The following is an 11,269-nucleotide window of genomic DNA, read 5'->3' as shown; positions in this document are numbered from 1 at the left end:
GCCTGATCTGCGTTTAGGCGCGGATCGCACTGCGTTTCATAGCGCTGTTTTAGCGTCTCTTGCGTTACGTTAAACGAGCCGCCCGTGCACTCGGTGACGTTTTGACCGGTCATCTCAAGATGGATGCCGCCCGCGTGCGTGCCCTCCGCGGCATGGATCTCAAAAAAGCTCTGAACCTCGCTTAAAATTTTAGAAAATTCGCGCGTTTTGTAGCCGTTCGCGGCCTTGACGGTGTTGCCATGCATCGGGTCGATGCTGTATAGGATCGCCCTGCCCTCGCGCTTTAGCTCGCGCAAAATTTGCGGCAGCCGCGCGCCGATCTTATCCGCGCCCATGCGGATGATGACGTTTAGCCTGCCTGCTTCGTTTTGCGGATTGAGCTTGTCGCAAAGGCGCAAAATTTCATCCGCAGTGCCGCTTGGGCCGATCTTGACGCCGAGAGGGTTTTTGATACCGCTTAAAAAATGCACGTGCGCATCGTCCGCGCCGCGCGTGCGCTCGCCGATCCAAAGCATGTGCGCCGAGCAATCGTACCAATCGCCGCTGGTGCTGTCGATGCGCGTCAGACACTCCTCGTAGTGCAGCAGCAGCGCCTCGTGCGAGGTGTAAAGCACCGTCTCGGCAAGGCTCGGGGAATTTGCGGCGCTCAGTCCGCACGCCTCCATAAATTTAAGCGTGCGCGAAATTTCATCGCTGAGTTCGTTAAATTTAGCCTCCAGCTCGCCCTTTTTCAAAAAGCCCAAATTCCACTTATGCACCTCGTGCAGGTTCGCAAGACCGCCGCGAGAAAAGGCGCGCAGCAGATTCAGCGTCGAAGCGCTTTGATGATACGCCTCGATCATGCGCGCAGGATCCGGCTTGCGCGCCGCTTCGTTAAACTCAAAGCCGTTGATTATGTCGCCGCGGTAGCTAGGCAATCTCACGCCGCCAACCTCTTCGAAGTCGCTGCTACGCGGCTTTGCGAACTGTCCTGCGATACGACCTACCTTAACGACGGGGCGACCCGCCGCAAAAGTAAGAATAATCGCCATTTGAAGCATTACCTTAAACATATCGCGGATATTATTCGCGCTAAAATCATTAAAGCTCTCCGCGCAATCGCCGCCTTGAAGCAAAAACGACTTGCCCTCGCTGGCGCGCGCAAGCTCGGCTTTTAAATTTCGCACCTCGCCCGCGAAAATTAACGGCGGCAGCTTGTAAAGGCGCTCTTTGGCGGCCTGTACCGCACTTTCATCCTGATAGATCGGCTGCTGTAAAATTTTATAATCTTTCCACGACGTCCTACTCCAGCTCATAGCCCCTCCTTAAATTTCGTAAATCCCGCGATTATACCCAAATAAGCTTTTATTAACCCAAAAAATCTTAAAATAGCGCCTTTAGGCAATTTGGAAGGAATTTTATGGAAAACGACCGCACTAAAGGGCTAATGTTTGCTCTTGCCACCTTTGTTATGTGGGGCGTTTTTCCGATATTTTTTAAGCTCATAAAGGACGTGGACGCGGTGCAAATTTTAGCGCATCGCGTCGTTTGGTCCTTCCTGCTGCTGCTCGTTTTTCTCTGCTTTACGCACCGCTTAAAAAACGTCGCGCGGCTTCTTAGCACCCCCAAAATCGCCCTTACGCTGCTTTGCACGGGACTACTTATCAGCACGAACTGGGGCATTTATATCTACGCGGTAAATTCCGATCAAATTTTAGCCACCAGCCTCGGATATTTTATAAATCCGCTATTTTCGGTGCTTTTGGGCGCTTTGTTTCTGCACGAACGGCTAAGTACGGCGGCGAAGCTTTCCCTGCTGCTAGCCTTTGCGGCGATCGGCGTGCAAATTTACGCGTTGGGTAGGCTTCCTATAATCTCGCTCGTGCTGCCGCTTAGCTTTGCATTTTACGGTCTCATACGCAAAAAAGTAAAAGTGCCTAGCTTTGAGGGGCTGTTTTGCGAGACGGCGCTGATGCTGCTGCCTGCGCTTGCGTTTCTGATCTACTGCGCGCTGAAAGGAAGCGGCGCCTTCGGCTTTAGCACAAGCGGCGCGCTGCTGTTTGCAAGCGGACTGATTACGATTTTGCCGCTGCTTACCTTCGCCGTAAGCACGCAGTATCTGCCGCTATCTACGATCGGCTTTATGCAATACATCAGCCCTAGCATGAGCATGCTGATCGCGGTGTTTATTTACGGCGAGGAGCTTGAGACTTACAAAATTTTGAGCTTTTCGCTAATTTGGTTCGGGCTCGCGGTCGTGGGCTTGGACGGCTTAAGGAGAAAAAATGGCTAATTTCGCTTTGATGTTCGCAGTCGCCCTTGCGGTAGGCGCGCTCGTGTATTTTCAGGTCCAAAAGGCTTCCGCGAGCGCAGACGCCGCAGATCCCGAGCTTAGCTCGCAAAGATATATGAAATTTTGCGATATTTTAGAGGACAAACTGCGAGATCTAAAGCGGCTCGAACTGCGCGACGAAAGCGCTCGCGAGAGCTATCTTGACGAGCTTGAGGCTCTTAGCAAGGAGCTAGTTTATATAAAAACGATGCATCAAAGCAACCTAAACCCCGCCGTGTGGGAGGGCAAGCTATTTGAGTTTCTCAATAAAACGGACGCGCTTATCGAAAAATACGCCGCGGACGCAGAGCGCTCGCTGCAAGACTGGCGCAAGCAGCTGGAGATGGAATTTAAGAATTTGTAGCGCGAAATTTTAAGCGGCGAATTTCGCGGGTGTCTATATCGGTATAATTTTAACGCCTAAATTTATATAATTTAACGCGCCGCAACTCTTGGAATTTTTAAAATTTACATACGTGCCGGAATTTTGTAAACCGCTTGCATTATAGCGACAAAATTCCATGTGTTTTATAAAGCAAAAACGACGCAAATTTTAAATCGGCGTAATTTATATAATTTTGCAAGATACACAGCAACCGCGAAGCCGATAATCGCGTCTGTAAATTTTACAGAATTTACTCATTGGCGGACACGGTATCTGCAGTCTTGGATCCCGCTTGCTCTAGCTGCTTAGACGCATCGCGCCTTAAAATTTTATCGTACTCCTCAACCCGTATCAACTTGCCCTTATACTCTATTTTAAGATAATATTCCAATTTTTCTAATTGCAAATATCTAAAAAATTTATCCAGATCAAAGCCGCTCGCGCCATTAAGCTCATCGCCACAGAGCGAGGAATAGCGCTTTATAAGCGTATCGTAGATACCCAGTAGCGCTGTATTTGGCGTTACCGAGCCGCATCTATTAAGATCGGGCAGCGAGCCTTTGTTAAGCTTGATTACATCATTTTCCGAATACTTTGAGCGCTCCGTCATCATATATCTAAGCAGCTCATACCTAGAGCTGTTTAATAAAGTCCAATCTAAAATAATCTCATCGTAACAATAATTATCCATATGCTCTAGGTATATTTTCTTATACTCCTTCAACGTATCCAAATCCTTACGGCAGTCATCGTATTTTTTTCGAATACGCTCATCGCCCGGAAGCCCTGCTAAATCGTATTTAAGTAGCAGATTTAGCATACTCGCGTCATATCGTTGCGGCAGCATCTGATAGATGGAGCAGTTCGGCTGCCGCTCATCTTTGCGGTGCTTGAGTGTAAAAGCAATACAATGATCGTCCGTCCAAGCGGTAATCTCAGGTCTTACGCCGCTGCTAAGCATAAGCTCCGTCATCTGCAAAAATCCGCCTGCTACGGCGTAATAGAGCGGATCAGATACCGCGCTAGTACCCTCGCTTTTAGGTGTTCCGTAATATGTCCTTACCTGTGCATCGCTAGTATCGGCGACCAAATAGGCATCGCAGCATCCCGGAGTCGCAAGCCACGGACGAACATATTTAACGCTAGAAAAGCTAGCTCCATGCTTAAGTAGAACTTCCGCGGCGGCGGTAGAGTTATTTTCGATAGCATAGCTTAGCGCCGAATGAGAAAAATCGTCCGTGCGGTTGATATCCGCTCCGTGATAGATCAGCTCCTCGGTGGTGTTTGCATCGTTGTAAAAGCTAGAATACATTATCGCCGTTATACCAAAATGCAGCGGATCGCCCGCAGTGATGCGCTGCTCTCGCATAAATGCCAGAATACGCGCAGTGTCCTTGGAGCGCAAAAGCTTGCAGAAATACTCCATTCGCTCATCGCCATGCACTACGCATTCGTCCAAATCTAACTCGGCGCCCAGCCTTTCGTGCCAGTACCTCGCTCGTGCAGCGCGATCCTCGTCCGTTAGCGGCCGATTGGAGGAATTGCCGGAGGTTGTGGCGCGACTCACCGTGGAATTTTGCGCGGGCTGAGTTTCGGATCTATCCATAAGTGCACCGCCTGCGATCAAGAAAAATACGCCTGCCGTAACAACCAAGCACGCTATGATGAGCTTGGATTTTATCTCTTTCAAAGCAACCTCCGCAAATAAAGTGGCAAATACTACCGAGTGTGAACTTAGTCGAACATAAACGGGCGGAATTTCACAAGGCAATTTCGCTTGGGCGGAATTCGCAGGGCGAGGTTTAAGAGAGCTTAGGCGCGAAATTTGACCTTCGAAATTTTACCGATAGAATTCCGCATAGAAATATCGCAGAGGCGAAATTCTACCGACGAAATTTTATTCCAGCGACAGGCGGTTAGAATTTCAACAAGCGCTTCTACGCATAAAATTTAGCGCTAAAATTACGCCGTATTTGCACTCGGTATCGCTACGAAATTTAGTGGCGGCTACCATAAAATATTGAAATTTTAGTTTTAAATTTACCGCCCCTTCGCATATCCTCCTAGATAAAAACCGTATAGTCCTTTTTAATATAGTCTATATTTATATTTTTCTGTAGAAAATACTCTCTAACTTCGTCGTAAATTTCACTGCTATACAAATAAATCAAATAGTAGTGTGCCGATACGACAACGGAATAATATAAATATCCGCCATGCCACGGCTCATCTACTTTTATAAATGGAAAAATTTTAAATCCTTTTATGCCTTTATTTATGCAAAAATACACGACGAATTTTATAAATATATTCGCCACATACATGCAAAGCAAAAATACAAAGAAAAAACCTAACGAGCCGACACAAAATATAACCAACACTATAAAAGATGGGGTTCTAAAATTTTGCGTGGAAAAGTTTTTGCATAATTTATCCTTTTCCACCTTGCACTGCCTTTTAACGACCCCTTTATCTAAAAATTCTATATATTGATCGGTAAATCTTATTTCGCGTTTATTGCGTATCGCGGTAAAGATATATGTAATAACGGAGATTAGTAATATCATTATACAGGCTTCTAAATAATCGTCTACATATATATGCCCAAAATCTACAATATCCCAAATAAAAGATATTAGAAGACCTGATACCTGAAGAAATACAAGAAGATGGGCATAAACAAAAAACTTTTCATAATTTTTGATTACTATCGGATCTTTGTTGTAGTCTCTAGCCTTAGAATTTTTAAATAAAGTAGCATTGTTTGGATCTAAATTTTGAAATTTTCTATCGCGCTCCATGTTTAAATTTAGACCGTCTGAATTTTGATCATTAGAATTTAAAGCCTTGGAATTTGTAATATTTAAATCTGAGGCATTGAAATTTGAAGCATTTGAATTTGAGGTATCGGATTCTGAAGTATCAAAATTTAAGGCATCAGAATTTTGAGCATTAAAATCTTCTTGCGAGCCTTGCTCTAAATTTTGACGTCGTTCGTTTAGAATTTTCTTTAGCTCTTCGAGCCTTGCTTCGTTCATCCTTATCCCTCACTAGCGATTTCGAAAGCTTGCCTATTTTGCCTTTTGTAGCTTAAGTGGATATTAAATTTACGAAACATAGCTTCAATTATATTACAAAATAGCAGAGCACTATCTTTAAATTTTACAAATTCTTTTTCTGCGCGATCAAGCTCAATTTGCGCATTTAATTCTCTTTTATCCATGTTTAAACTCCTTGTGAAATATCATGAATTCTTTTCTAACATTATCTATATTAATACTCTTATGTAATAAAAAGTATCTTTTTAATTCCGAATAATCTTTATTAGAATTTATAAAAATATTTATTATGATGCCATCTTTAGAATATATTGCCAAACGATCATATATTTTGTTTGCTTCCAAGCCGCCAATTGTAGTACAAATTAAATTCTTCGGAAGAATGAATATTGTGGCCAACAATATAAATACAACTATAAAGTCTTTAAAAACAAATAAGATCATTGTTATTATAGTAGCAAATATACAGAAATAGAAGAGTTCTTTTGAAATTGGAAAATATTCTGGTGTAGAAGTCCTAGTATCCATATTTTTAGATATCTTAATAATTTCATCTAGATTTATTCGGAAGGTTTTTATTCCTTCGACTTCTACCGAAATAAATTTTTCGTTAAAAATTATAAAGCGCCTATTAAATGGTTTATCGCGCTCAATAATTCTAATAAATGGAATAATAGTGCAAAAAATAATGAAAAAATAAGAATCTTCTGATTCGGAAAATTTTTCAATACCAAAATTAGACAATATTCCTGTTTGAGAAAGTATTATGATCAATATTAATATACAAAATTGGAAAAAACCTATTAAGGCACTAAAATCCTTTATTATTAACTCTTTTTTACAATGGGTATTCATATTTATATTGGAATTTCTATCATTAAAATTTCTAGACAATTTTTTAGTTCCAGATTCCGTTTATTTGAATTGGGCATTTTAAGCTTTCAAGATTAAAACTATTCCCAGAGCTCTGCTCCACATTTTGACGTCGTTCATTTAGAATTTTCTTTAGCTCTTTGAGCCTTGCTTCGTTCATCCTTATCCCTCGCCTGTGATCTTAAGCTATTTTGTATTTTACTTCTTTGTCGCTTGGGATAGTATTAAATTTAAGGCTACCTTGCTTGCCAGACTCAAGCATTTTTGAAATTTATTTGTTGAGTAAAATTTAGTGAGATAAAGAAATAAATTTAAGCGGGAAGATCCCGCTTAAATTTTATTTGCCGCAGCCGCATTTGCCCTGAGCGGCAAGCTTACGGCGGACATAGGCGATTTTGCTTTGAAGCGGAAGATGCTTAGGGCAGTGGTCTTCGCAGCCTAGCAGCGTCATACAGCCGAATACTCCGTCATCATCGCCGATGAGCTCGTAAAAATCCGCGTCGCTGCGTTTATCCAACGCATCGATCTGAAAACGTGCCACGCGGTTGATGCCGACGGCGCCGATGTAGTCTTTTCGCATTATCGCTACGCCACATGCAGCTACGCAGATACCGCACTCGATGCAGCGATCCAGCTCGAAAACCTCCTGCGCGACCTCCGGCTCGACCTTCTCCTCAAGCTTTGAGATGTCGGTTTCGTGATCGGTGTGGATCCAACTCTCTACGCGTTTGCTCATCGCGTTCATCCAGTTGCCCGTATCAACGCTGAGGTCTTTTAGCAACTTAAAAAATGGAAGCGGCATAAGCTCGATCACGCCGTCCGGATAATCCTTAGTAAGCGTGCGGCACGCAAGCTGCGGCTTGCCGTTTACGAGCATACCGCAGCTACCGCAGATACCCGCGCGACAAACGAAGTCGAAGCTTAGCTCGGGATCAAATCTCTCACGAATCACGTTAAGCGCAATAAACAGCGTCATTCCGTCGGTCTCTTCGATCTCGTAAGTAGCGAAGTGCGGCTTTGAAATTTTGCTTAGCGGATTATACTTAAATGCCTTTATTGTTATTTTTCTACTCATATCCTATACCTGCTCTTTCGTTAGGTGCTTTGTATTTTGGCTGCAATTCATAATGCATCAATGCCTCTTGAATTTCATATCTGCCTTTGCCCTCGGCTTGCATTTTCTCGCGAATTTCATCGACCTCTTTTTGGCGCACGGCGCTGTCTGGATGCTCGATGATATTGCCTTTGGCGCCGTATCCGCGGAATGCAGGCGGCATCTCCATCTTCATAATATCAAGCGGCTCGTAGCTTAGAGTAGGCATAGTATCGCCCTCTTTCCAGTTTGCAAGCGTTCGTTTTAGCCAGTTTAGATCGTCGCGTTTCGGATAGTCCTCGCGGAAGTGTGCGCCGCGGCTTTCGGTGCGATCAAGCGCACCCTTGGCGATACAAAGCGCAAGCTTTAGCATCTTCGGTACGCGGTAAGCCTCCTCAAGCTCAGGATTTCCGAAAAGCTCTTTATTGCTTACTTTGACGTCCAAAGACTGCTTGTAAAGCTCCTCGAGCTCTTTTACGGCTTTGGCTAATCCCTCGCCGGTGCGGAAGATTGCGCAGTGCTCCCACATAACGTCTTTCATCTTGTTTTTGATCTCGAATACGTTAAATTTACCCTCTTTTTCAAGCAGGCTTTTCATATAGTTTTGCTCTTTATCTACGAATTTTTGTATATCGTGCGTATTGATATCGACATCGTGTCCTTGGCAATACTCCGCAAAATACTCGCCCACGATCATTCCTGCGACGACGGTTTCGGCAACGGAATTTCCGCCCAAGCGATTAAAGCCGTGCATATCCCAGCACGCAGCCTCGCCGGCGCTGAAAAGTCCAGCTAGCGTTGGACTCTCGCCCGTAGCTTTTGTTTTGATGCCGCCCATTGAGTAGTGCTGCATAGGAAGGATCGGAGCCCAGCCCTTGCCGCGCTTCCTGCCCTGCTCGTCGGTTATTACCTCGGTGTCGGCAGGATCGATGCCGTTGAAAATCTCGCAAATTTCTTGCACGTCGCGTAAATTTTTCTCGATATGCTCGCGTCCGAGGATCGAGATATCAAGCCAAACGTGCTCGCCGTAAGGGCTTTTGACGCCCTTGCCTTTTCTTATATGCTCCATTATGCGACGGCTTACGACGTCGCGGCTAGCAAGCTCCTTTTTCTCCGGCTCATAATCCGGCATAAAGCGGTAGCCGTCCACATCGCGTAAAATTCCGCCGTCGCCGCGGCAACCCTCGGTAAGCAAAATTCCGCTCGGAACGATAGGGGTCGGGTGAAACTGCACCGCTTCCATATTTCCAAGTTGCGCGACGCCCGTCTCAAGCGCGATAGCAGCACCTATACCCTCGCAAACGACGGCATTTGTAGTGTGCTTATACACTCTGCCGTAGCCACCGGTAGCGATCAACGTACCTTTTGATACGTATGCGCTAATTTCGCCGGTAACCAAATCACGCACGATTGCGCCGTAGCAGCGGTTATTTGCATGAATTAGCGCGATCGCTTCCTTGCGGTCGTGAATATCGACATTATGCTTTAGCGCTTCATTTGCAACGGCAAAAAGCATAGTATGTCCCGTAGCATCGGCGGTATAGCAGGTTCGCCATTTTTTCGTACCGCCGAAGTCGCGGCTGTGGATAAGTCCGTGAACCTCATCTTTTTCGGTGATCGTGGTCTTTTGAGCGTTGATAATAGCGCTTCGCTCGCCTCTAGTAATCCTGGTCCAAGGAACGCCCCAGCCCGCAAGCTCGCGGATCGCCTTAGGCGCCGTTTGCGCAAACATCCTAGCGACATCCTGATCGCAGCCCCAGTCGCTTCCTTTTACCGTATCGGCAAAGTGCACGTCCTCGTTATCGCCCTCGCTCATTTTGGAATTTCCCAGAGACGCTTGCATGCCACCTTGAGCTGCCGCAGAGTGCGAGCGCTTAACGGGGATCAGACTCAAAACGATGGTGCTAAGCCCCTTCTCGCCGGTAGCGATCGCAGCTCTTAAGCCCGCCAAACCGCCGCCAATAACTAAAGAATCGCAATATATTACATTCATTCTAAACTCCCTATTCTAAACTTAACCATTTGAAATCGGCGATTATCGAAAGCAAGAAAAATGCGCCCCAAACGATAAAAACCGTCTTTTTGATGAGAGCTCTTTTCCTTTGAATTTCCGCCTTCGTGCCGTCTATGCTGATCCATTTCATATAAAGCCTATAAATTCCGATGCTAGCGTGAGTTACTACGAAAATCAATAAAACGAAATAAAATAGATGAAGCTGTCCGAAGCGAGCGATAGCAAGATCTGCAGTAATTTTCGGACCGAATACGATCATTAAAATATGAGCCGCCGCAAAGAAGAATAGGAAAAACCCCGTCCAAAACTGAAACCACCAAAGCGTCGTGTCGCAATGCTTCATTCGCATTTTGTGCGCTTTAAACGCTCTGTAAGCGGCGTAGTTAGCCGGAAATTTTCTCATCGCCAAAAATGCGTGAATCACGAAAATCACGAAAATTACAAAAGCGACGATGTTTGTAACGAAATAAATTCCGCCCGGTTCGGCGAAATGTACGACGCCCTCAAACGCGCCCTTACCGATCAGAATCGTGCCGGTAAATATCATATGACACAGCATAAAACAGGCCAAAATCAGCCCGCTGATGCTTTGCGCCACGTCTTGCAAAGCCATAATGCGGCTTTTTTTGCCGTCTATGGATCTGCCCGTAAAGCCTTCAATGCGACCTAGCATAGGTTCTCCTTAAAAAAGATGATTATAAATCCCCGCTAAACGAAAATTTACATTTTTGTAAAGAGATTATATTACTTTTTAACTTTAGATTAATTTAATTTCTGCAAATTAGTTTTTTCTTCAAAGACTGCTTTAAGAAAACTGCTATCAAAAACATCACTAAAGATAAAATTTGCCCCATCGATAAATTTAAAAATATAAACCCAAGCCCATCGTCCGGCTGCCTAAAAAATTCCACGAAAAATCTAAACGCCGTGTATAGCATCGCATACAGACATATCAACTCGCCGTTAAATTTCTTAAATTTACGGTAGAAAAATAAAATCACGAAAATTACCAGTCCTTCCAAAACCGCTTCATAAAGCTGGCTTGGGTGACGCAACGTGCCGCCCACTAAGATCCCCCACGGCTCGCTCGTCTCGCGCCCGAAAAGCTCTTGATTTAAAAAATTCCCTACGCGTCCGAAAAAATATCCAAGCGGCACGCTAAGCGCCACGAGATCGAGCAGCGCCCACATATCGGTTTTAAATTTTTTGCAAAACCAAACCGTTGCGATCACGAATCCGACGACCGCGCCGTGATAGCTCATACCGCGGATACCCACAAACTCGCCGTTATGAAAGGGGTTAAAAATTTGCCACGGATGGCTGAAATACCACGCCGCCTCGCCCGAATAGATCGCGATGTATCCAAGCCGTGCGCCCAAAATGACGCCCACCTCGACCCAGATAAAGTAGCGATCGAGCATCTTATCGCTGAAGCCAAGGCCGTCTTTTCGCACGAAATATTTGGCGATAAATAGCGCCGTAAGCAGCGCCAAAACATACATAATGCCGTACCAGTGCACGTTTATGCCAAACG

Annotated in this window: 11 protein-coding genes; 2 read left to right on the top strand and 9 right to left on the bottom strand. The window is 45.0% G+C overall.

The window, feature by feature from the left end; all coding sequences use genetic code 11:
- A partial coding sequence (locus Q0140_RS09935; RefSeq protein WP_297964196.1) for a class II 3-deoxy-7-phosphoheptulonate synthase occupies window positions 1–1,295 on the bottom strand: 1,295 nt, incomplete at its 3' end.
- Between the two features lie 104 nt (window positions 1,296–1,399).
- Here Q0140_RS09935 and rarD point away from each other — a divergent pair.
- Window positions 1,400–2,272, top strand: coding sequence for an EamA family transporter RarD (gene rarD / locus Q0140_RS09930; protein ID WP_297964194.1), 873 nt, complete (start codon window positions 1,400–1,402; stop codon window positions 2,270–2,272).
- Window positions 2,265–2,675: a hypothetical protein gene (locus Q0140_RS09925; protein ID WP_297964192.1), complete on the top strand. Its 411-nt coding sequence runs from the start codon at window positions 2,265–2,267 to the stop codon at window positions 2,673–2,675. The genes rarD and Q0140_RS09925 overlap by 8 nt, the downstream gene beginning before the upstream one ends.
- A 271-nt stretch (window positions 2,676–2,946) precedes the next feature.
- Here Q0140_RS09925 and Q0140_RS09920 read toward each other — a convergent pair whose 3' ends face one another.
- From Q0140_RS09920 to lgt, 8 genes are all read right to left on the bottom strand, one after another.
- Window positions 2,947–4,386, bottom strand: a complete 1,440-nt coding sequence (locus Q0140_RS09920) for an ankyrin repeat domain-containing protein (protein ID WP_297964190.1) — start codon at window positions 4,384–4,386, stop codon at window positions 2,947–2,949.
- 373 nt (window positions 4,387–4,759) lie between these two features.
- Window positions 4,760–5,734 (bottom strand): hypothetical protein, encoded by a 975-nt coding sequence (locus Q0140_RS09915; protein ID WP_297964188.1) that lies wholly within the window; start codon window positions 5,732–5,734, stop codon window positions 4,760–4,762.
- A gap of 2 nt (window positions 5,735–5,736) precedes the next feature.
- Window positions 5,737–5,919 carry a hypothetical protein gene (locus Q0140_RS09910; protein WP_297964186.1) on the bottom strand — a complete coding sequence of 61 codons (183 nt, stop codon included), beginning with the start codon at window positions 5,917–5,919 and terminating at the stop codon, window positions 5,737–5,739.
- Window positions 5,912–6,499 carry a hypothetical protein gene (locus Q0140_RS09905; protein ID WP_297964184.1) on the bottom strand — a complete coding sequence of 196 codons (588 nt, stop codon included), beginning with the start codon at window positions 6,497–6,499 and terminating at the stop codon, window positions 5,912–5,914. The genes Q0140_RS09910 and Q0140_RS09905 overlap by 8 nt, the downstream gene beginning before the upstream one ends.
- Window positions 6,500–6,965: 466 nt before the next feature.
- On the bottom strand, window positions 6,966–7,703 hold the full coding sequence (locus Q0140_RS09900) for a fumarate reductase iron-sulfur subunit (RefSeq protein ID WP_297943309.1): 738 nt from the start codon (window positions 7,701–7,703) through the stop codon (window positions 6,966–6,968).
- Window positions 7,696–9,714, bottom strand: a complete 2,019-nt coding sequence (locus tag Q0140_RS09895) for a fumarate reductase flavoprotein subunit (protein ID WP_297964182.1) — start codon at window positions 9,712–9,714, stop codon at window positions 7,696–7,698. The genes Q0140_RS09900 and Q0140_RS09895 overlap by 8 nt, the downstream gene beginning before the upstream one ends.
- 10 nt (window positions 9,715–9,724) lie before the next feature.
- Window positions 9,725–10,408, bottom strand: a complete 684-nt coding sequence (locus tag Q0140_RS09890; protein WP_297904688.1) for a fumarate reductase cytochrome b subunit — start codon at window positions 10,406–10,408, stop codon at window positions 9,725–9,727.
- A gap of 94 nt (window positions 10,409–10,502) precedes the next feature.
- A partial coding sequence (lgt, locus tag Q0140_RS09885; RefSeq protein WP_297964180.1) for a prolipoprotein diacylglyceryl transferase occupies window positions 10,503–11,269 on the bottom strand: 767 nt, incomplete at its 5' end.

The organism is uncultured Campylobacter sp., from assembly GCF_938045405.1.
Classification (GTDB): domain Bacteria; phylum Campylobacterota; class Campylobacteria; order Campylobacterales; family Campylobacteraceae; genus Campylobacter_B.
This window is presented reverse-complemented; position numbering and strand designations above follow the sequence as displayed.

Coding starts and splice junctions, on each gene's coding strand:
- Q0140_RS09895 (WP_297964182.1), bottom strand. CDS start 9,714: ATGAATGTAATATATTGCGATTCTTTAGTTATTGGCGGCGGTTTGGCG.
- rarD (WP_297964194.1), top strand. CDS start 1,400: ATGGAAAACGACCGCACTAAAGGGCTAATGTTTGCTCTTGCCACCTTT.
- Q0140_RS09900 (WP_297943309.1), bottom strand. CDS start 7,703: ATGAGTAGAAAAATAACAATAAAGGCATTTAAGTATAATCCGCTAAGC.
- Q0140_RS09915 (WP_297964188.1), bottom strand. CDS start 5,734: ATGAACGAAGCAAGGCTCGAAGAGCTAAAGAAAATTCTAAACGAACGA.
- Q0140_RS09910 (WP_297964186.1), bottom strand. CDS start 5,919: ATGGATAAAAGAGAATTAAATGCGCAAATTGAGCTTGATCGCGCAGAA.
- Q0140_RS09890 (WP_297904688.1), bottom strand. CDS start 10,408: ATGCTAGGTCGCATTGAAGGCTTTACGGGCAGATCCATAGACGGCAAA.
- Q0140_RS09925 (WP_297964192.1), top strand. CDS start 2,265: ATGGCTAATTTCGCTTTGATGTTCGCAGTCGCCCTTGCGGTAGGCGCG.